This window comes from Cytobacillus sp. FSL K6-0265 (assembly GCF_038003465.1).
In the GTDB taxonomy this organism is placed as follows: domain Bacteria; phylum Bacillota; class Bacilli; order Bacillales; family Cytobacillaceae; genus Cytobacillus; species Cytobacillus stercorigallinarum.
The window spans coordinates 178,335-200,753 of record NZ_JBBOPE010000001.1 but is presented as its reverse complement, the minus strand read 5'-3'; the positions used below and the strand labels follow the sequence as shown (position 1 = coordinate 200,753).

Genomic DNA, 22,419 nt, shown 5'->3' with positions numbered 1-22,419 from the left:
TCATACGTATCTCATGTGCATCTATCTTATGCGTATGCCATGTGACATGCCGTGTGCATCTCGTGAACATCAACCTTATGCGTATACCATACGATATGCGGTGAGCATGACAATCCTTTCTCTTTTTTTAAACAGATCGTAGAGTTATCGAAATACCAGAGCGCCTCTCAAACCGCTTTCTGGCAGCTATTCTGAAAGATCAGCGCATGAATTCTGCGCGGGTTCCCGCGCCCGTCGGTGGTGTTTGTGGACTCTCTCGCTGCCGCTCATATAACCGCTCCGGGCTTCCCGCTGAGAATTCACGCAAAAGTAAGTCTAATCAAGGGCAGCAAGGGCTTTCCGAGCGGGTCCCGCGTCGGTCGGTGGTCCTTCTTGCCTTCTCTCGCTACCGCTCGTATAACCGCTCCCTCCTTCCCACTCGAAAAGCCCTAAAAGAACCTACGTCCGACGAGCGCGGAGCCTTCCTCCACTCGGTGGTATTTCCTGCCTTCTTTGGCGCGCACTTTGTGCGTACAGAGAACGATTTTATGACATACAACCGCCTCGCGTCGTCCACGCTGTCGGACGCCGGATCAATCTCCCGAGGATCTTTTCCTGACGATCCGCTCCCCGTTCGGTACGCGTTTCTATCATCAAGACCTTATTTGTTTGGCAGCTTCCCCTACCCCATTTCGTGACAGCTCCCTGGGCGCTTGTGAGCTGAAATCCCTCCCCGTAGCACGGCCCGAATTCTGTCCCTCGGCTGTCGCTATCGGGGCAGAAACCGCGCCGGAAACCGCCCTGGAACTCGTCATACGCCGTATTGTCGGTTAGATGGCCGAGGGTCATCGGCGAACGCTATAGTGGCGCGGTTTATCGCGGGCCGGGTTCCTCGGGAACTCGGGTCGGATGTCGCCCCGGGAGGTCGCAACGCCAGTCGCCGCAAAGGATTGAGTGCTCTATGAGATACGCGGCGGGATTACGGTGCGGAGTAGGGGAAAGAGCATAAGGGGGACGTATGACAAGCCTCGCTACGCTCATTTGTCAGTCAGCATAGCTGACCGTCCCCCTTACTTCGTCGACCGATGCTTTCGCATCGATCTCCTTGTCCTGTGGGTGCTCAATCGTCATCTTCCTCCGAAGATTCCTAGTTACTCGAAGATCGCTCCTTCATTCCAGCAGAAATCCGTTCGGATTGCTGCTTCATTTCAGGAAGACCAATGGGCTTCGCCCGCTATGCATTCCAGCCAAACACTAACGGCTTTGTCGAACATACATGAAAAGAAAATCTGTACGTACTCCTGTCTGGAAGGACGGACAGTAATTACTTATCTTCTATGATTCATAACCATGCTTCTAGCATACTTCACCACTGCCTATGTTAATATACAAAGTAGAATGTAAGGTGAAAAACAAAAGAAGGGAGAATAAAAACATGAAAAAATTTAAGATAATAAAAGAAACGATAGAAAAAGAAGTAGTGGAAAAAACAATTTGCAATAAATGCGGAGACACTATTAATCATACTGGAACTGAATTTGATCGAAATGAACAGGAAGAAGAATTTGCCTCCTTCTCAATCACCTTCGGATACGGTAACAAAAGAGATGGTAATACATATTCGTTCGATTTATGTGATATTTGTTTTCAAAAGATGGTGGATGGGCTAAAAATTGCTCCAACAATTGATGAAGGATAAAAGTTTGAAATAACCTCTTCTTTCCTATTTCTTTTATATGTAATTCTACATGCCCAATCGCCCCCTTCATTTTTCAATTAAGATGATGTATCTAGAATTAATGTATGAGTTAAAAATTCTGAAATAGCATATTAATCAATTGCGTATAGATAAAGCCTCTATGGCAGATCACCAAGTAAACATTAATACAGGCTTTTTAGAACTTTTTTCGACTAACTGTAGCTTTGATATAAAGTCTTAGCAAAATACCTCGCAAATCCTTATTTTACGATAAATAAGAAGAATCCATTTGAAGAAAAGATTGATCAAAAAGGATTCTTCTTTAGCAGATTTAATTTTGGTTTTTATAAATAAGTTTGATCATCTTCTACCTATAATGCTCAATAATCGCGCCCGTTTGTTAAATATACTCAACTAAAGATTTACCCCAAATGTACAGAGTCATTTTCTATAATGTATTCTGCTACTGTTTTAATTAAACTGATTTCTTTTTCTAATTCAGTTTTGTGTAAATAAGGGTGATATGTAACATCCTTTTTGGAGCTTTTACTATGAATTAACGCGTTCCTTGTTTTATATATTCTATTTGAAATAGCTTTCAAAATTTTATCTTTATCCTTATCCCAAATAATTACATCACCTGTTGAAAATGAAACATTATTATTTTGATAAAAAATAAGTTCTTCATGAGTTAGTCTTTGTTTGAATTCATCGCAGTCATAGATATATTTATTTAATACGTAATTTAGTGATTGTTGTTCGTTTCCACTTCCATTTTCCCTAACTAATTTATTATCTTTTATTATTTTATCAATTATATTAAATAATTGTTTATCATCTTTATAACTAAATCTTGGAGATGTAATACTGTTTCTTAAAGTATTTATCTGTTGTTCTCTATATACTTCATCAAAATAGTATTCAATTATATGGTAATAGGAGATAAATGAAATAAAAGGATCTTCAGAAGAAACTGCTAAGTTATAATAGTCAATTAAATTAGAATTGTACTTTCTTTTCGGAGCTTCAAAATCATTATTTCGTGCCTTTTGCCGCCTATTTGGAATACCTATGATCTCTTCGAGACTATACATTTTTATTGGACTATCCATATTACACATATACGTATAACTAAATGAGTCTATTGCCTCGTCTAAATTAATTTTTGACCCCTGCTGCTTAGTTACTTTTAAAGAAGTACAATTTACTGCTTTACGCATAATATTTAATAATGTGATTTCCTTACCTTCATCACTCTCATATCTTATGTATCTCATATTACTTCTGTTGCTTAAAAGCGCATGCATCCTTTGTGTCATTTCTGTTCTTAGCCTAATAGGATACTTCTCAAACATTTTTTTATAGAGCCAAACTATATAGTAGTCTGTGACTTCTTCACTCATCTCATATTTAATTTGATTATCAATATCTTCAATCTTTCTATAAATTCCTTCATCATCAACAAATCTACGATGTTGATAGTAATCATTTGACACTGCTACTTCTGCTACTTCCTTACCTTCGGTGTTTTTATAATAAATTGTAAATTTATTTTCTGTTATGTTTTCAATTTCATTAAATAACTGTAAAACCCTATCAATTCCTATTACTTCTATTCTTTGTGCTTTGTACAACTTTATATATTTTAATGCATCCTCACTCTCTTTAATTCTAAATAATGTAAACAAATCTTCTATAAATTCATTACCTAACATATATATTTTTCCTTTCAAATAAAAATATGATAATTATTCCAAAATGCTCAATTTTAACTCTAACATAAATTTGAGTATTATTTTATAGAATTATTCGACCATCTGGCCCGATTGTTGAATATCGTTATGTTGTTTTCACCATAAAGTTCCACTTTAGACAATTCGTATTCAAAGGGGTAAATCTTCGCATCTTATATATATCGCGACTTTGTTTTAAACATCGCATCTTTTTTACAAACATTGCGATTTTATTTTAAATCCACACTAACGCCTAGATTAGTTGAAGCATAAGAATCTATTAGACTAAGTGCTCTCCTAAGTCCATATTTCCAATCTAAATTAGTAGTCACTTATATGTTTTGTCCTACCTCAATCACAATTTAAATTTTCTCGTATCCTAGAATCAAGAAATTATTGGATAAATAGTTCAAACTTAGAAACAGACTTCTAAATGTGACTCATACTTTTATTACGAAAACAGATTTAAGAACTCTTATTATTTTATATTTTTGACCAATTGAGCCCAGATCATTGGTTCGGAGGTTTCGAATCCCATTCCATTCGGAACTTCCGGAGCTTCCGAAGAGCAGTGAATTATATCAATAGAGGCAACCTAATCACATGATGATTTGTTTTATACTGATGGAGAGTATTTCATTTTTTAAATTTGCAACCTCAACGAGAGTTTTTATTCAAAAATCAAAAGATGAAGAGAAAAACAAAATTCGAATCTAAATCCCTGCATTTAAACTCAAAATAAAAACTGCGTAGAATTGTAGATTCCACGTAGTTAATCGATTTTGCCGATTTTACGAGGTCGCATTCGACTGTTTCGTAACGAAGAAAAATAACTGCGTGGTATCTAATCTCTGAATTTTACATAAGGTGGTAAAAAATGTGAATCCTATTATTATACAATTTATGGAAAATAAAAAATTTGACAGTCGAGCGACATTTCGTACATTTCAATATACACTTCACAACTTTCTAAATATTGTGGAAGATGGTGGCGGAGACATAAATCGATTAACAGAATATGACATCCGTTATTATTTCCAGAAAAGGGAAGATAAAAAAATCGCAACGAGACAGAAGGAATATTCAATTATTTCAAGTTTTCTTAAATATCACAATTTGCAGGATCGAATGAACGGGATTGAGTACCCAGAAGAAAAAATCGTGAGTATGGAAAGAAAATCAGTCGATAGTGTCGATATTGCTAAAATCAAAAGAGAAATTGAAAAGATGAATCGTAAACTTAATGGAGAATGGAAAAAAGGAGGAAAAATGCGTGTTGCTCTTATTTACACACTTATCTATACAGGGCTTCGTGTGTCAGAACTTGTGAACTTGAACAAAAGTCACATAGATATACGTGAAAGAACCGGCACGATTCAAGTGTCGGGAAAAGGAAACAAAGCACGCACCGTACCCGCACCGAAAGAGCTCAGAAGAAAATTAACAGAATACCTGAGTGAACGTGAAGACAACCACCCCGCAGTTTTTATCTCTAATCGAGGTGATCGTATTAGTGTGCATAATGTGCAGGACATTTTAACAAGATTAAATGATCGCTGCGGTTTTAAAAAAGGAACGCTTCATCCGCATGTGCTCAGACATACATTTCTTTACCAAACGGCCGAGCATGTACCACTAACGACACTCACGCAGCTGGCCGGACATGATGATCCGAAGACGACGATGATTTATACAACGCCAAACTTGCAGGAAGTTGGTAATCGACTCGATAGTTTATATGAGGAAGAAAATTGATAACGATGGAGAAGACCTAAAATAATATGAGCTTAGGTCCCAATTAAAAAAGCGTGTTCTCTTGATACAAGATCGAACTCGCTTTAATTATTTTAAATAGCATAAGTTTTATGATGCATTACAAAGAATATAAAAGTTTAAGAGAAATAGGTGATGTAGAACGTAGTGAAATATTGAATATGTAAGTAGGTAGATGCGTTATTGGAACACCCCTTTTATATCAACAGTTGTAGCCTTGATTATTAAAAAATCATACAAGGAAAAAGACCTCTAAACGATATTAGAAGTCTGAATTATAAAAATAAATACTATTAAAAATATTTTGTATTTCCACTTAAATATACAACAAATAATATTAGTAGAAGAACAGAAAAAACAGTTATTTTTGTTTTTTTGGAACTATCTTTAAACCATCCCCACCTTTGTCTGTTTAAATCAAGATAAAAATAGTCAACTAAGAGTGTTATTAATATAATAACAATTACTAATACAGGGGTCATAGAAAATCCTCCAATAAGTTCTCTATTTTCACTGTCAAATTTCTTAACTTTAAACTAATTTCTTAATAAATTGTAGACATTTAATATACCTTGCCCTACCTGTTTTCTATCTCCCTGTATTGTACCATTTTTATACAGGTAATTAATAGTCTGATTAGGATTTTTAAATTCTTTATAATCTATTACTAGAGCTAATGCTGCAGACACCTTTGGAGCGGCTAATGAAGTCCCTAGAGAGTAAGTATATCCCCCATTTGGTGCTAATCCTAGAATAACTTCATTTCGAAACCAATTTTCACTAATCCAGGAATCAGGTCCATATTTTTCTAGAAGCCTGAAATCACCACCATATGCGCTAATATTAATTGTAGACATACCGTAATTTGAATATAGGGATAATTCTCCTGAGGGACCAACTGAAGAAACTGTGACCACTCCTGGCAAGGCTGCTGGAAGAGCTAAAAGCTTTCCTGTAAATCCTACTGCCCCTTCTGATAAATTTTTATACCAATAATCTTGAACTTCTTTCTTGTTGTCTAAATTTAGTGAATCGTTACCTGATGATGCCACTACAATAGTTCCGTTTTTCTTTGCAAAGTTAATTGCTTTTTTATAGGCTTTTATTTCTGCTTTGTTGCTAGTAATAGAGCCATCTTTATGTTTAATTGTTCCTTGTACTAAATATTCTCCTAGGCTAATGTTTAGTACGTCAACTTGATCTTTTGCAGCCTCAATTATCCCCTTAATTATCCAAATTGACTCACTTTTATTGCTTCCTATAACTCGGTATGACTTAATTCCTACCTGAGGTGCTACTCCTTTAAGTTTTCCATTAGCAGCAATTTGCCCAGCCACAAATGTGCCATGTCCTGTCTTATCATTCACTTCATTTATATCACCTGTTTCATTTGGTTCATCCCCATTAAAGCCATCTTGTGGTACTAAGTTAATTGAACCCTCTACAATATTATTCTTTATGTCAGGATGATCAACATCAATTCCTGAATCAACAATTCCAACAACTACATTTTTACTGCCTTCAGAAATTTCAAAACTCCTTCCGTTATTTGTTGTTTTATTTATATCCCATTGATGGGGCCATAATGTACTTGGTGAGTCATTATTTAATATTCTATTTTTAATAACAGTATCTTTTACATCTAAATAAGATTTCTCTGGAGTATAGAAAGTGGACTTATTATATGAATCTATAACATCTGTTGATTTCAAATAATTTATAATATCTTTCTCCTTTCCTTCTATTTGATATAGATCAAGTTCTTTTATTTCGTAACTTACTGCAAGAGAATGTTTTTCTACTTCCTCTATAAATTGTTTTTGGTGACCATCTTTAAGTAAAACTGTGAATTTTGATAAAAATTCAGCCTTAGCTACGCTACCATCTGGCAAAATTAACAAAGTAAATGCAAATATTATAAAACTAAGCAAAATTTTTTTCATTTTTATTTTACACCTCGAATAAAATTTTAAAATTTATTTTATAAATATGAAAAAACTAGATAACAAAAATATATCGTTATCTAGATCCAATAAATTATTTAAGTAAAAAAGAAGATTCCCAGATTGTATCCTTTGTTTTGATTAATGATAAGAGAGTTAAAGCGATTCCTGCAACACCTTCTAATATTCCTGCTTTATCTACATATTCTTGTTGTTCAGCCGTTGGTTCAATATCTTGATAACCAAAGATTGATTCCTTATTAAATTGATTAATTAGCATTTCAGTTAACTTAGGCAAATGACTAGCAAGTTTACATTTTGGATTATCTTCCAGCATATTTAATGTTATTTGGAGAAGGCCTGATTTTCCATGACAAATTATAGGACTTTCCAGTCCCCAATTTTTATAGGGTCTTTTGTATATGATTTCGAAATCATTAATTGTCTGTTCAATGATATTTTTGTTGTTTGTTGCTATTCCTGCTAAATTCATTGCTCTTAATATACCAGGATTACCATAACACCACGATTCCCTAGAGTAATCTTTTTCTACCGATAAAGTATTATTAGTATACTCTTCTAATGAAATTCTGCCGCTCCAATAATTGCCAAAAAAATCTTGTTTTTTAATACTTTGTAACCAATTTAGTATAAACTCTATAGCTTCTTTTTGTCCGTTTATATTTATACCTTCGTTCTTACAAATCGATAAAAAAGAGAGTGGGCCAGCAATACCATGTGCCAATCCATAATTTAAGTTGCCCTTTGGATATCTTTTCTCTAAATCAGTTGAACCAAGATTTTTGCATGATACATACCATCCAGGTATTATATTATTCTCGACCGTAATATTATTAGTTAACTTTATTAAGAATTCGCTTATTTTAATTATATGATTTATATGTCTATTGTTTTGATTTGACATTAATAGATATCTACCTACACCTGTTAGTCCACCAATTACATCAAACATGGAAGCTTTTGCACTCTTATTCTTTAACCAGCTTTCAGTTGCTTGGTCAATAAATATTTCAATGTTTTTATGTAGTAACTCTTCTAAATGGTTTAGAAATCTGTTATAACGTGTTCTTCTTCTAGAAGCTAGAAAGGTTGCAAAAGCTATACCAGTCAATCCTGTAAATAAAGATATGTTAGAAATTGGAGTATCTCTTAAATTTTTTTCTAAAGCTAGAAAATGCTCATGAGCTACAATATCCCATTTATTATTCGGGTATTGTCTATCCAATTCTGTAAAAAAGACAATTGTGCCTGGGTATCCATGAGAAAAAGTAATTGGAAAAAAGGTGTGATTTCCATCTTTTCTTTTGCCTAATTTAGCAATTTCATATGGGTCTTTCAAACGTTCAGCAATAATAAATACTATTTCTTGAATGTTTTGTTGTAACTTACTGTTAATAAAAATATTAATATCTGTAGTCCGTTGCACAAAATACCTCCCTTCGTCTTTATAATGGCTGTTTAGAAAAGTAATTTTGAATTTGAGTATTGTATAATTTTGAATAGCTTCCTTGTAATTCAATTAATTCAGCATGTGTGCCACATTCCTTAATTTCTCCACCATCAATAAATATAATTTTATTTGCATGTCTCACTGTACTATATCGATGAGTTATAAAAATACTAATCTTACCTTTTGAAAGTTCCCTCAATTTATTAAAGACATCCATTTCTGAAAGTGGATCTAACGCTGCAGCAGGTTCATCAAGAAGAAAAATTTGAGCCTCTTTCATATAAGCTCTAGCAATTGCTATTCTCTGCCATTGTCCGCCAGATAGTTGAATACCATCATCAAACCATTTTCCTAATTGTGTCTCATAGCCTTTTGGTAACTTCTCTATAAAGGAGTGTGCTCCTGAATTATTTGCAGCATTTTCTATTAGTTTTATATTATTTATTTTGCTCAAGTCGCCAAACCCTATATTTTCCCAAACAGGAAACTCATAAGGAATATAATCTTGAAATACTGCGCCTAGCATATCACTCCATGATTTAATAGGGATTTCAGAAATAGAAATTCCATTATATAGTATATCTCCTTTAGTAGGTGTATATAGGCGCGTTATTAATTTTATAATTGTGGACTTTCCACATCCGTTCTCACCCACTAAAGCAATAGATTCACCTTTTTCAATAATAAAATTTAAATCCTTTAGTGTATAATCTGTATTTCCAGGGTATTTAAAAAAGACGTTTTTAAATTCTAAAGTGGAGTTAGAACAATTCTCTACTAGGTTTTTGCCCTCCTTATAATTTCCCAGTGTTTTTATTTTTTCTTGTTCATTGTTTTCTATATTTAATTGTAGGAATTTGAAAAGCTGGTTAACATACAAATTGTTCTGATATATATTAAATAAGGTTCCAACTAATTCTTGGGAAGAAGATTGTGCTCTATTAACTGCTTGAAAATACGCAACTAAGCTTCCTATGGCGATCAATCCATTAAAAGTTTCATTTATAATTAAATAGTGTAGATAAACAACAATAAATAATGAAAGAGCAGTAAATAAAAGCTCTGTTCGAAAACGTTTGAAAAATAATTTCTTATCTTGCTCATAGAACTTATCTTGAAGAAGTTTAAACCGTTCTGTTATAAAGTTACTAAGGTTGAATAATTTAACCTCCTTAACATATCTATCCATTGTTAGTATGTTTTGATAATAATTCTGCTTCCGTTGCTCTTTCACCCTTCTATAATTAACTTGAAAAAATAAATTACCGACCTTTAGCAGTGATGTAGTTGAAAGTAATGGAATTAATAAAAGTAAAAAAATTGTCCACCATTTCCATGAAATAAGAATTCCGATGACTGATAATAAACTTATTAAACTTCTACTTCCGTTAATCATACTGTCAAAAATTTGATAAGGTTTACTTGCAGCACCTACTCGTGCTCTTTGAATCATATCGTATATTTCAGAGTCCTCGAAATATTGATAAGGCAGTGTTACTGATTTTTCAATTATCTTCAAATTTATTTCCTTTACTAATAAATTTTGATAATTCGATTGAAAAACATTAAGTACTAGATTTGAAATTCCTGAAATAAAAGTTAAAAAAGCAAATACACCAAAAATAGAGAATAATATACTTGTTTCAAACTCACCAATCTGGATAGAATATTGTATAAAGTTAATAAGTTGTTCTGTTGCTAAAATTATTGCTGCCGGAAATAATCCTGACAAAATTGTTAAGGTTAAGATTGTAAAGAAATATTTTCTATTTGCTTTAAATAATATTATCCAAATTTCTTTCCAATTGATGAAAGATTTAATAACACTCTTGATAGAAAATTTAGTGTTTTCCATTTTTTTTATTTCTCCAATACCTTTGACTATATAATGTATGTCTAGCAAAAGCATAAGTTTTAGTTTCTAATTTTCTATTTATCCCCATCAATCGGTTACAATGCATGTGTATGAGTGAATTCAATATAGAATATTTCGAATTCCACGAATCACCCAATTGTTCCAACCTATCAATTTCCACAAAGTATTTTCTAAGAACCGTTCCCCTAGTTAAGAGGCAATCATGCAGTGAATTAATTGAATCGTCATTTTGTAATCCTTCCCATGCATTATATGGATCACTAATTTTAACAAGATGCTTTCTGTAATTTCTGTATTCGTCCATAAAGTCGTCCTTGGAAACAAATCTTTCTAAAAAACTGATTTGTTCATCATAAGAAAGTCCAGTCTGATGTAAAAAATCAATTATACTAATTACTGCTACTGCTTCTTTAGGTAACTTCACTTTTTTTGAGTTAATCAAGGAAACTTTTTTTAGTGTTACTAAACTATCGTAGTAAAAAAAATTTTCCGCAATATCAATAAGTTGCGGTCCCCCATATCGGTTTATTTCTCGTTCATAAGTATCAATAGAATATTTCTTTATTATTCCATTATTAAACCACTGCTTAGCTAAAGTGATAAATTCATTAAAAAGTGTATGATTTAATAATTTTGAACTTCCTTTAAATCTAATTCTTAAATGATCTTTTGTATCCTTATACCTCATAAAAAAATAATTTTCTATAATTTTTTTTTCAATCATTTCCAATGCAAAAGGTTGTAGTTCATTAATAATAAATTTATCTTGTAATTCATTTGGGATATATAATTTTGTATAGAAGTAATTTTCTCCAGGTAACTTATTAATTTCTTTTTTGTTTATTGTTGATGCTGACCGTTGTATTTTGGCTACATCTAATGAAGCTTTTGGGATACTGTTGTTGTTCTTTACTAGAGGAACAACGCATTCCATAGTAAATGATTTATTATTTTCATCTTTGACCCATCCGAACTCATTTTTAAGCCCTTTACGATTCAGGACTATATTTTCGATCAAAGAAATATTAGGTGTTTTCTTGATTTGATTCTTAATTTCTAATATGGAATATGAGTTTTGCAAATCCAGCAATATTCTATTATCAGCATAGGTCATAAAAACATAACGTGGTATTTTCCATTTTTTTCTCCAATGTTGGAAAGAGTTTATCCATTTCTCATCTGAATCATTTAAAAAGGATTCACTTTCCAATATTTGCTTAGAAAATCTCCATTTTGCTGGTGACAAAATAGTTTTTTTGTATTTAATTCTTGGAACATATGGTAGGTTAACTAAAAAATTTTTATCTAATGGATTCCAGTGAGTAATTCTAGATTCTGATACTTCTCTCATGAATTTATAAATAGCTGGTGAGCTCTGATAGTTCAACATATTACCACCAACAAATATAACTTCTTTTTGTAGTTTTTTTGAGATGAAAAATAATTGTGTACTACTTGATACAACACAAATATCATTTATATCAATTTTCTTATTTTTATTCAGATTATTTGTACCTATTGTAAGCTCGTAGTCTCTATACTTTTCACCTAGTGTTAAGTTATTAGTTCGTAATGAAGCAGACAAATAAGAAGCTTCGACAAAAACAGAATTATACCCAATCATATCCTGTAATTTACTATGGGTGTTTTTAAACTCTTGTAATACATTGGGATCAATAATATCAAAGAATCTACCAAAAGTTTGCCCTGCTTCTCTCGACCCAACCAATGGGCTTAAAATAATTTCGAAGTTACCAGCATCTATGGCATCAGCACTTTCAGCAATTATCTCCCCATAGAGCTCATAAGAATCTGGAGCACTTTCTATTTTTTTTAATCTTTTTGCTTCCTTAACCAAATCATCTTCTAAATAGATGGTTTTATCATTATTCTTAATACCAAGAAGTATGACATCTAATAACTTTTGTTGAATAGGGGTTGAAAGTATGCTACTAGGTGTTACGTTATTATCTTTATAACCATCCGGAATACCCAGGCCCAGTTCTTCAGATAGTAACTCTAAGATTGGAACTTCTGTATATGTACCGTAATTTTCAACAAAAATTTTTTGATAGTCCTGAAGGTGGGTATAGGGCCTTGTAGGAAGAGAAGACAAACTCCATAAACACTCTGCTGCTATAGCAAATTCTTCACCTACGAATTTATTCAAGCGATTATTGGAAGTATGTAGTAAAGTATCCACTTGTAAAACTTTATCTGTTTTTATTAAAGACTGCATTTTGTCCTTTAATTTTTTATAATGATGAATACCTTCACCTATCGGTTGCTTATCATATGCATTAATAATTTTCTTTATTTCCAATAAATCCTTTATGTAGTTTTGACCCATATCTATTTTTTTTAACTGTTCAAGAAGATAGTCAAAAGGCGATGGTGTTTGTAACGGTGGTCGTAATTCAGTAAGTAAGACTTCCTGATTTATTAACTCTAAAACGAAGTCTTTTAACATTTCCTTAGGCATTGTTCTATATTTAATTTGTAATTTTTCAATCAGGTCCTTAAATAGTATCCAATCTGCCGAATTATTTAAAATAAACTCAACTGGTTCAGTCAGATTTATACTAATCTCTTGATTATTTTTGTTACGAACTGCATAAGGAATCTTAAGTCTTGCTCCCACCTTAGTAACTAAGTTATTCTTAGAAACTTTTATTTCATCTATTAATAATTTATCTAATTCGATTGTAAAAATTAATTTTAATAACCATTCCATATCTGGTCTACTTCTTTTTTTATGTTTTTTAACATCACCGATATTTATTTGAGTATATTGAGAAAACTCCCCTGTAGTTACCCCTGAAAACAACCCAAATGGAGTAGGTCTTGTCGACATACGGTTAATATATCTATACAGTGATGACATTAACTGTTTTGTTTTTTTTTCTTCTGGATTTCTATATAGATACTCTAAAGAGTCGTATAAAGAGGGGCTTGCTAAAAGAAGAGCTTCTTTTATTACTAAATTATCTGTATAGCTACATAAAACTCTATATAAATCATTAGTATTTAATTGATTATAGTTATAACTGGGTAGAAGTGGGGTTCTTAGCATAAAAAAGTCCATAGCTTGGTACAATCTACTATTATCGACATGGTTAGTTTGAATCTTTTTTTCTAATATAGGAGATACCATTATTTATTTCACCACCATCTTTTCATTTGCAAACCTACTATGGAAAAAGTTAGTTAAGTATAATTACTGAGATGTTATGTTAACAAATATCGCAACTTGGTGCTACAATCGTGTTCTCTGGGCAACACCCTGAACCAGTAGTAATTAATTTACAAACAATACTTGTGAATGTATGCTCTTCGGCTCCACTTGGTGTAATGTCTTGTACTTTAATATCTAGATCAAATTGTTCACTCAATATTATAACCTCCATTAATATAATTATTAGTTCCATAGCAGGTTCTATTTACATTATATTCTTATTATTCAATTTTTTACAATAGTAAGAAAATCCCAGATTTCACCCCCTCCCTACCTTTTATACTATTTTCAATATTTATACATTAATACTTTCAATCGTGTGGTACAATTTGGAATTATAAATTATCTATTTTAAAGAGGTTTTAGTAAAATTACATCGAACCTCTTTAAGGGAATTGGAATTTATTCAGAATATCTAAAATAACTGATGCTAATTACAATTTGCGAGGTGCATAAATGACAACTATTTTATATTTTTTACTAATTTTTTCGTTAGTAGTTTTTGTTCATGAATTAGGTCATTTTGTTGTTGCTAAAAAATCTGGAATAATGTGTAGAGAATTCGCTATCGGTTTTGGTCCTAAATTATTTGTTATGAGGAAAGGAGAAACACTCTATACCTTCAGACTGCTACCTCTTGGTGGATATGTAGCAATGGCAGGAGAACATGATATTTCAGAAGAAGACTTCAAAACTGGACAAAGAATAGGGCTGGATTTAGACCCTAGTGGTAGGGTTAAGGAAATTGTCGTAGATAATTTCTCTAATTCACAAAACCTAAAAATGGTACATATTAAAGAAATTGATTTAGAGAAAGATCTAATGATAACAGCTATTGATGAGAATACAAATATGGAAGAAATATTTCATTGTACTACGAATACAATTATCAATTCAAACAACGAAAAATTACTAATTGCTCCAGCAAACAAAAGATTTTCTAATAAACCTTTAAAAAATAGGTTTTTAACTATCCTAGCTGGCCCTTTAATGAATTTTGTTCTTACTTTGGCATTATTTTGTATAAGTAGTTTAATATATGGCATCCCTTCTAATGAAGTCAGAGAAGTAGAGGACGGTTCACCTGCTGAAGAAGCATTAATACAAAAGGGAGATATAATTCTTAGTATTGATGGGGTGCAAATGACTAAATGGAGTGATATTCAAAGCTTTATAGCTACTCACCCTGGTGAGTCTGTTACAATTACCATAAATCGCAATAAACAAGAAAAAAATATCTTGCTAACTATAGGGGAAACTTCTAACAAAGTGGGGGAGGAAGTTATTAAAAGTGGCTATATTGGAATTATATCTCAATTAGATAAATCATTATTTGGTTCAATAGAATATGGATTTGAACAAACTATAAGCCTTGTTACACAGTTATTGATTGCGATAAAAGAAATCCTTTTTGGAGGTTTTTCCTTGGATAGCTTAAGTGGTCCTGTAGGAATCTACAAAGTTACCGAAGAAGTAGCTGATTCTGGATTATATAATATAATAAATTTCACTGCATTTTTAAGCCTTAATCTTGGAGTTTTCAATCTACTCCCAATCCCAGCCTTAGATGGTGGGAAAATTACCTTTTTATCATTAGAATTCATCAGAGGTAAAAAAGTAGACCCAAAATTAGAGGGTGTTTTTCAGGTAGTAGGTTTTCTACTGTTGATAACACTTATGATATTAGTAACATGGAATGATATTTCTAAATTGTATTAATGTATGATACAGACAGTTCTTCTGTCTGTATCATGTAAAAAATTATAAATCTAACTTTATTAAATCTGAGGAAAATGATAAGTGTAAAATGCTTCATTTCATAAAAATACTATTCACAAAAGTTCAAATTAATAGGTTTAGTTGATAGGTTGGGTCTACCATTGGTATGGGTAGAAGAATATTTGTTAGTTACTTCACTTAATTGAGCCGTATTAATCCATAACTTCCCTTCACCATAGAGAATAAATCCAATATCTATTGAAATACTGTTTATTGGTACATCTAATACAATAGAATATTTCCCCCAATCATTCGATCCTTTTATCTCGTTTTTATTTAAGTCGCCCCATTTTACAATATTTTCCATATTATCATTTATGCAAAAAAAGGCACTACAACTGTCCACATTTTCAGTTTTAAAATAAAAAGAAAACTCAACCCTTTTACCTTTATACTTATCTGATTTAAAGCTTTGCATCATAGTGGCAAAGTGATTATTTTCCCTTATTTCTAATGAAGAAATTAAGGCTGATGGTTTACTAGAAAATATAGTATTAGAATCTATACTTAAATTATATAATTCTGGGTTACTACCTGTGAGAATCCACCCTTTTATTTTATGATTATGCAACAATATCCACCAACCCCTTCTTAGATTTTTTTAACTAATTCAATTATATATAAAACCTTGATTTGAATTTTGATATAGATTGCTAATTTTAGATTAAGAATTAAAAAAGAGTAAATCGGTAATTAAATATGTTGGGTTAGAATATTTACAAAACACTTGCAAAATAGTGTTTATATAAAAATTTAGTGTATATTTTAAAGAAAGTTTTGCGAAGCTTTTCCCCTACTATGATCCTAAATGCTTCTCTTGAAAACACTTCAAGTTTTTCAGACGTAAAAGGAAGAATTGAAAATATAGAAACGTATATGAACGGAGTAATCGAACTCGCCGAGAAACGAAATGCATCACAGTCTATTAAGGATAGACTAAACCTATCCAATCAGCTAATACAGGATGCTATTTCGGAGCAAGACCTTAACAAACTTCATAAGGCCGATAAAATTCTACTAAATCTTGATCTGGAGTTTAATAGTGAAGTTTTGCCACCACAAAGTGATCGAAACTAATTGAATGGATGAACAATCCCGAAATAGTCCATTAAGGGGTGCTGTTAGGCAAATGCGGATTTACAACGCTAAGGAAAAGTCACCCATTAAAAAAGCCGATTTCCATCTCAAGGAATCGACTTTTTTAGTTATTCTTATTCAACTAAAGCATTTATGAGTGCATTTCGTTTTAATATAGCAACTCTCCCTTTAAACTACTGGGTATCGAGGCTCTTCCCCTTTTAAAACTGCTAAGACTTCATCTACTACTGTCATCCCCATTCGAATCATCGCCTCTTCCGTACATGCACCAAGATGTGGTGTGGGTACAAAGTTATCAAGTTGTGTCAGGGGATTCTCAGCAGTTGGTGGCTCTTGAATAAAAACGTCACTTGCAGCTGCTCTAATTATTCCCGTTTTCAAGGCATAATATAGAGCCTCCTCATCAATTACTCCACCTCTAGCAGTGTTAACTATAATTGCGTTAGGCTTACAACATTTTAACTTTTCTAAATCTATCATTTTCCTCGTACTGTCAGTTAAAGGTACACTGATATTTATAAAATCTGCTTCTCCAAGCATGGCCTCCAGGTTCTCGCACTTGTTAATACCTAAATCCTGGCATTTTTCTTCTGATACATATGGATCATAACCAATAACTTTCATTTTATAACCATTTTTTAAAATATCTGCAGCACCTAAAGCAATATTTCCTATACCTACTAACCCTAATGTTTTTCCTTGTAACTCCACACCTATCAATTCTTTAGGTGCAATTGTTTTCACCTCACTTTTCCTTACTTTTTCAAAAGCAATGGAAGTGTTTCTAGCTACATTTGTCATTAATGCCACGATCAATTCTGCTACAGATTGAACATTTGCTTTAGGAGTATATACAACTTTCACCCCATAATCTTTTGCTGCGTTGATATCAATAGTGTCATAGCCTACACCATGTTTTCCGATGACTTTTAAATTGCTTGCTTTTTCAATAATCTCTCGTGAGACATTCGTTGTTCTTAAAATAATGGCGTCGATTTCCTCTGCATTTTTAAAGTCGGATACAATTTCGGCATGCTTCTTTAATTTATCAACGGCTGTTGGATGTATATATTCATTTAAAAAGATTTTCATTTTCAACTGCCTTTCTATACTTTATTTGTTAAGCAGCCATAATAACTACCTTTATATTAGCCCTTAGAAACCGCTTTATAGAATATTAATAAATATAGTAATGAGAATAGGGTTAAGCGCACTCAAAAAGACGGCTACCACGACAGGTAGAATAATCATTGAGTTAGGTGACGGACCATTTTCTTCAATAACCGCCTCCATGTTTGCGACCGCATTGGGAGTAGAACCTAAACCCACACCGCTCATCCCGGAGGCCATAACGGCAGCACCATAATTTTTCCCCATAACCTTATATATGACAAAAATAGCAAATATCATCATGAAAATGGTTTGAATAGCTAATACAATAATCATCGGTACGGCAAGATTTAAAAGATTCCATACTTCTAAATCCATTATCGTGAGGGCGAGGAATAAGTTCAATGCAATAGCCCCAATAATATTTACTGATTTTAAACTTATTGATATATTCATTGAATCAAAAATATTTCGTAAAATTGCAGCTACAAATAGCCCTCCAACGTAGTCCGGCCAAGTAAATCCAGTAAGGTTTAACAACATTACCAACAATGTTCCAAGCCCCATTGAAATAAGGATAACAAATGAGCCATTCATTAATGACTTATCATTTAAATCATTCAATTTGCTGGAAGGGTCAAGTTCGATTGTCTCATTAACATCTTTTGAAGATAATTTATTTTTTTTAATTAAATATTTTGCAACTGGTCCACCTATAATACTGCCCATTACTAAACCGAAAGTGGCAGCAGAAAGTCCCACCAACGTAGCGTTCTCAATACCCATACCCTCCAATGTCGGACCAAACGCCGCTGCTGTTCCAGGGCCACCTGCCATCGACATTGATGCCATCGTTAGTCCTAATAAAGGTTCTATTCCGGCAAGGGGAGAAATTAGAGGAACTAGTGCATTTTGTAATATTACTAAAACTATAACTAACAGTGCTAATTTCAACCCGATGATTCCTGTTTTCTTTAAATCTTTCACACTGAATGAAAAACCAGTTGCTGTAAAGAATGCAATCAGAAGTAATCCGCTTAATGATTGATCAAGCACCACACTAAAAGATTGCGTTTGATGACCGACTAACATGATGATGGCAAAAAGTAGCCCTCCTATAACAGGAGTGGGAATGAAATATTTCTTTAAAAAACCAATCCTCTTCTTTAACACACTGCCAACAAGTAAAACAAAGACCGCTAATGCTAGAGATTGAGCGAGATCTAAAGAGATTGACAATTATATCACCTCACTATTCATAAATTTTGATACCAAGTTTTTCTAAAGTTTCTTGCATATTCATAATTTCAAACGTATCTTTTCCTTCCTTTAACTGTTCAATGATTTTTTTTTCAGAACGCATTTTCTTTATACATTCCTCGTAAATGTTTTCAATATCATCTCTTGGAATAACCGCTACTCCGTTTTCATCCGCAACAATTAAATCTCCTGAGCAAACCGCGACTCCTCCACAGGATACAGGAACGTTCACCTTACCCGGATTGCTCTTGTAGCCCCCCCTAGCGTTGATGCCTGATGCAAACATCGGGAACTGCAATTCCTCAATTTCTTTTACATCTCTTACTGCTCCATCTATTACAAGGCCTTTCACTTTACGGTGAATAGCATTAATAGTTAAGATTTCCCCCCATAAGCCAGCGTTTTGATAATTCCCAGCATCAACGATCAGTATATCACCTTCTTGAGCGAGGCTGACCCCAACATGAATCATAAGATTATCTGATGGATAAGTCATGATGGTTAACGCTGGACCAACCAATCTCGCCCCAGTCCATGTCGGCCTAATTCTGGCATCCATAATATTCTGTCTTCCCATTACATCTCCAATCACAGGGGTGGGGATATGAGAAAACTTATTAATCCAAATCTTGTTGGGTCTCTCATAACATCTCTGAAAATTATTCATTCTAATATCTCCCTTAATACTTAATTAATTTCCGATCTTTCATCTTTTTTTCAATCGAAAATCTATTTAAATTTTAGCAACCGCTTACAATAATTAAAAACGAATGTTTTCTATGTTAATTATCAAAAAATTCGATTAAAGTACATGGTATAATTAAATTGATTTGTAATTACTTTAAGAGGGTTGATTTTTGTGAACTATAAATTAATTGAAACTTTTGCCGTCTTGGCAAAGACATTGAATGTAACTAAAACTGCAGAAAAGCTTTATTTGTCTCAGTCTGCTGTTAGCTACCGTTTGAAGGCACTAGAAGATGAACTGGGTGTTATGCTGGTTGAAAGGGATAGAGGGTTTAAACATATTAAATTAACCGCTCATGGGAAAGCCTTTATGTCCATTGCACTTGACTGGGAAAACATAAATGATAAAATTAATAACTTTAGTTCCTCTTCCTTAAGAAAAACAGTATCCATTGGAGTGGTAGACAGTGTAAACAATTACTTGTTTAGAGATATTTATAAGGAAATTTTTAAAAGCCCCAATGTTCAATTAACGATAAAAACCCAGCATACAGATGAAATTTATGAGCAGATAGCGGCTAGAACAATTGATGTTGGCTTTGTTTTGCATCATATCCCTATGAATCAAATCGAATGTAGACCAATTTTGGATGAGAATATGGTTTTAGTATCCAAATGCAATAAATTGTTCAATTTAAAGTCGGTTGATCCAAAAGAATTAAATCCAGAGAAGCAGATCTTTTTAAATTGGGGGGATCAATACTTAAAATGGCATAATAAATATTTCTCACAAGGCTTAAACCCTAAATTAATTACTGACTCCACTTTATTGTCTTTTGATATACTTGATCAGGATTCATGGCTAATTGTTCCGATAAGTGCTGCATACTCACTAACCGGAAAATTTGATGATATTTATATTATTCCGTTTATTGATGATCCCCCCCATAGGTCTATTTATATGATTACTAATAAGGCTCCACTATATAGCAATAGAGAGGCAATTGAAGACTTTAAAACACTTGTTAATACACACATGGATGCTCATAGAAGCTGGCAAAATATTTTTTCAAACAAGCTTAATAACGAAGGTCAAAAAACATAACAAATTACAACTAATATAGAGTTTCTAGAGAGGATTAGGCATTAACTGAGAGCAAATAAACCTGAGAATCTCTTGATGGGGTCCTGCCGACTAAACGCGGATATTATATGCTAAGCATGTATAGTTAGTCCAGAGACGACAGGATGGATGGTAACTGTTTTTGCGGTTACATATGCTTTTTCGGCTCCTTTATTTTTCTGGCTTTCAGATAAAAAGGGACGAAGAACATTTATTATGTTTGGCCTTCTTCCACTAACCTGCCTGCATTTTCCTGACAGTACCCCTAACTGAGCCTCATTTATTCAATATCGTTCTACGTTCTAAGTCTCCTATTTCTCTCAGACTCCGATATTCGCTTTTGTGCGTGACAATAAGGTAATCAAGTAGATCAATTCCTACGATGTAACAAGCCTCTTTCATTCGTTCATACACCAGGTAGTCATCCTTACTGACATCCATCGCACCTGATGTATTCTGATGGCACAATATCACGCCACATGCATTATTTAAAATGGCTGTCTTCAGTGCTTCTCTCGGATGAACAATACTGGAGTCCAATGAACCTACACTATAACGATGCGTAGCAATCACCTCTAATTTTGTATTTAGCATTAATGCTAAACACACTTTTCTATCTTCGAAACCAATTTCACTGACAATGAAATCAACCACATCTTCCACCCCTGTAACCTTGATAACTGGACGGTCCGAGTTGACAATCTCTTGCTTGATCTTTACTACCTCATAAATCGTTTCTTGCATATAAAATCTCTCCTTTTCTTTATGGGTTGCTTGAAATATTTCAACTAAATTACGTTATAACAAAAGTAGAAAATAGAGATTTATGGCCGTGAAAATCAAAAAAATCGCTGATTTTTAATAAAAAACAGCAATTTCTGTGCAGAAAAGTAGTGAAAAATTTTAAAAAAACATAAAAAAAACAGCCATAAGGGGTGGTGTCAGCTTCGCTGGTACTACCCCTACCTGTTGAGTAATGAATACACCATTGGGTTTTAGGACTCTTTTTATCTCTTTAACATTGAATGATTCATGTCTATTGATAATAATATCAAAACTATTGTCAACATAATCAATTATATCATCGACGCCAATCGAAGCTAGTTTTATTCCTAAAGGAACCAATTTTCTTTTTAAAAGTTCAATATTAGGTTGCCAGCCTTCTGTTACCGAAGTTTTTTCATAAGGATGATTTAAGGAAAGAAGAAATTCGCCTCCCCCAGTGCCCATATCGAGTAATTCCAAATCTGAGGACAAATATTTGTTTACGATTTCTGCATAATTCCACGGGAGAGTTTCATTTTCCCAACTGTCATCTATATAAGAAAAATCCCAACCTTCAAATTTTATTTTTTCATATCTTAGCCATTCTTTTTTTAATAATTTTAAATTTGTATTCATAATAACTATTCCTCCATTATTTCATATTTTAGATGTGGACGATACAGTTAACTGATAGATACTTAGGTTAAACTCGATACAGACTCCATCAGATTTACTAACTGTATCGAGTAATTAATTCGTTTCATGTTAATTCATTCTCTCCTTAATGATTTGTTTGTTTAATTAATTATACCAAATAGATTTAATTCAACCAATTATTTCCATTCTGACAATGCCCCTGTTGATATTCGTTCAAAAACTCATCAATTT

General features: G+C 33.0%; 17 protein-coding genes. 5 read left to right on the top strand and 12 right to left on the bottom strand.

Going from position 1 to position 22,419, the window contains the following annotated elements; genetic code table 11:
* Window positions 1-1,414: 1,414 nt before the first annotated feature.
* Window positions 1,415-1,678, top strand: coding sequence for a hypothetical protein (locus MHH73_RS01050; protein WP_095371107.1), 264 nt, complete (start codon window positions 1,415-1,417; stop codon window positions 1,676-1,678).
* 422 nt (window positions 1,679-2,100) lie between these two features.
* Here the strand turns inward: MHH73_RS01050 and MHH73_RS01045 are convergent, their stop codons facing one another.
* Window positions 2,101-3,393: a methylamine utilization protein MauJ gene (locus tag MHH73_RS01045; RefSeq protein ID WP_341064076.1), complete on the bottom strand. Its 1,293-nt coding sequence runs from the start codon at window positions 3,391-3,393 to the stop codon at window positions 2,101-2,103.
* 897 nt (window positions 3,394-4,290) lie between these two features.
* Here MHH73_RS01045 and MHH73_RS01040 point away from each other — a divergent pair.
* Entirely contained in the window at window positions 4,291-5,166 is an 876-nt protein-coding gene (locus MHH73_RS01040; protein WP_341064074.1) for a tyrosine-type recombinase/integrase, read from the top strand.
* Window positions 5,167-5,720: 554 nt separating this feature from the next.
* Here MHH73_RS01040 and MHH73_RS01035 read toward each other — a convergent pair.
* The 5 genes from MHH73_RS01035 to MHH73_RS01015 form a co-directional block, all read right to left on the bottom strand.
* On the bottom strand, window positions 5,721-7,127 hold the full coding sequence (locus tag MHH73_RS01035; protein WP_341064073.1) for a S8 family peptidase: 1,407 nt from the start codon (window positions 7,125-7,127) through the stop codon (window positions 5,721-5,723).
* Between the two features lie 94 nt (window positions 7,128-7,221).
* Window positions 7,222-8,574 carry a lanthionine synthetase C family protein gene (locus MHH73_RS01030; protein ID WP_341064072.1) on the bottom strand — a complete coding sequence of 451 codons (1,353 nt, stop codon included), beginning with the start codon at window positions 8,572-8,574 and terminating at the stop codon, window positions 7,222-7,224.
* A 19-nt stretch (window positions 8,575-8,593) separates the two neighbouring features.
* The gene (locus MHH73_RS01025) at window positions 8,594-10,453 is read right to left on the bottom strand and encodes an ABC transporter ATP-binding protein (RefSeq protein WP_341064071.1); all 1,860 of its coding nucleotides are present in this window, start codon (window positions 10,451-10,453) and stop codon (window positions 8,594-8,596) included.
* The gene (locus tag MHH73_RS01020; protein WP_341064070.1) at window positions 10,440-13,628 is read right to left on the bottom strand and encodes a lantibiotic dehydratase; all 3,189 of its coding nucleotides are present in this window, start codon (window positions 13,626-13,628) and stop codon (window positions 10,440-10,442) included. Before MHH73_RS01020 ends, MHH73_RS01025 begins: the two co-directional genes overlap by 14 nt.
* A gap of 79 nt (window positions 13,629-13,707) precedes the next feature.
* Window positions 13,708-13,866 carry an FDLD family class I lanthipeptide gene (locus MHH73_RS01015; RefSeq protein WP_341064069.1) on the bottom strand — a complete coding sequence of 53 codons (159 nt, stop codon included), beginning with the start codon at window positions 13,864-13,866 and terminating at the stop codon, window positions 13,708-13,710.
* Between the two features lie 299 nt (window positions 13,867-14,165).
* Between MHH73_RS01015 and rseP the strand changes: the two genes are divergently transcribed.
* Window positions 14,166-15,428, top strand: a complete 1,263-nt coding sequence (rseP, locus tag MHH73_RS01010) for an RIP metalloprotease RseP (protein ID WP_341064067.1) — start codon at window positions 14,166-14,168, stop codon at window positions 15,426-15,428.
* 109 nt (window positions 15,429-15,537) lie between these two features.
* On the opposite strand, the gene MHH73_RS01005 is transcribed toward rseP, so the two are convergent.
* The 4 genes from MHH73_RS01005 to MHH73_RS00990 form a co-directional block, all read right to left on the bottom strand.
* A complete protein-coding gene (locus tag MHH73_RS01005) occupies window positions 15,538-16,059 on the bottom strand; it encodes a hypothetical protein (protein WP_341064066.1) in 522 nt (173 codons plus the stop codon).
* A gap of 695 nt (window positions 16,060-16,754) precedes the next feature.
* Window positions 16,755-17,678: a hydroxyacid dehydrogenase gene (locus MHH73_RS01000; RefSeq protein ID WP_341064065.1), complete on the bottom strand. Its 924-nt coding sequence runs from the start codon at window positions 17,676-17,678 to the stop codon at window positions 16,755-16,757.
* Between the two features lie 75 nt (window positions 17,679-17,753).
* Window positions 17,754-18,935 carry a sodium/glutamate symporter gene (gene gltS / locus MHH73_RS00995; protein ID WP_341064063.1) on the bottom strand — a complete coding sequence of 394 codons (1,182 nt, stop codon included), beginning with the start codon at window positions 18,933-18,935 and terminating at the stop codon, window positions 17,754-17,756.
* Window positions 18,936-18,948: 13 nt separating this feature from the next.
* Complete coding sequence (locus MHH73_RS00990) at window positions 18,949-19,623, bottom strand: 4-carboxy-4-hydroxy-2-oxoadipate aldolase/oxaloacetate decarboxylase (protein ID WP_341064061.1); 675 nt, start codon at window positions 19,621-19,623, stop codon at window positions 18,949-18,951.
* Between the two features lie 192 nt (window positions 19,624-19,815).
* On the opposite strand from MHH73_RS00990, the gene MHH73_RS00985 reads away from it, so the two are divergent.
* Window positions 19,816-20,748 carry a LysR family transcriptional regulator gene (locus MHH73_RS00985; protein WP_341064060.1) on the top strand — a complete coding sequence of 311 codons (933 nt, stop codon included), beginning with the start codon at window positions 19,816-19,818 and terminating at the stop codon, window positions 20,746-20,748.
* A gap of 147 nt (window positions 20,749-20,895) precedes the next feature.
* The gene (locus tag MHH73_RS00980) at window positions 20,896-21,039 is read left to right on the top strand and encodes a hypothetical protein (RefSeq protein WP_341064059.1); all 144 of its coding nucleotides are present in this window, start codon (window positions 20,896-20,898) and stop codon (window positions 21,037-21,039) included.
* Between the two features lie 3 nt (window positions 21,040-21,042).
* Here MHH73_RS00980 and MHH73_RS00975 read toward each other — a convergent pair whose 3' ends face one another.
* Both MHH73_RS00975 and MHH73_RS00970 read right to left on the bottom strand, forming a co-directional pair.
* On the bottom strand, window positions 21,043-21,510 hold the full coding sequence (locus tag MHH73_RS00975; RefSeq protein WP_341064058.1) for a JAB domain-containing protein: 468 nt from the start codon (window positions 21,508-21,510) through the stop codon (window positions 21,043-21,045).
* 159 nt (window positions 21,511-21,669) lie between these two features.
* Complete coding sequence (locus tag MHH73_RS00970; protein WP_341064057.1) at window positions 21,670-22,167, bottom strand: class I SAM-dependent methyltransferase; 498 nt, start codon at window positions 22,165-22,167, stop codon at window positions 21,670-21,672.
* Window positions 22,168-22,419: the final 252 nt, after the last annotated feature.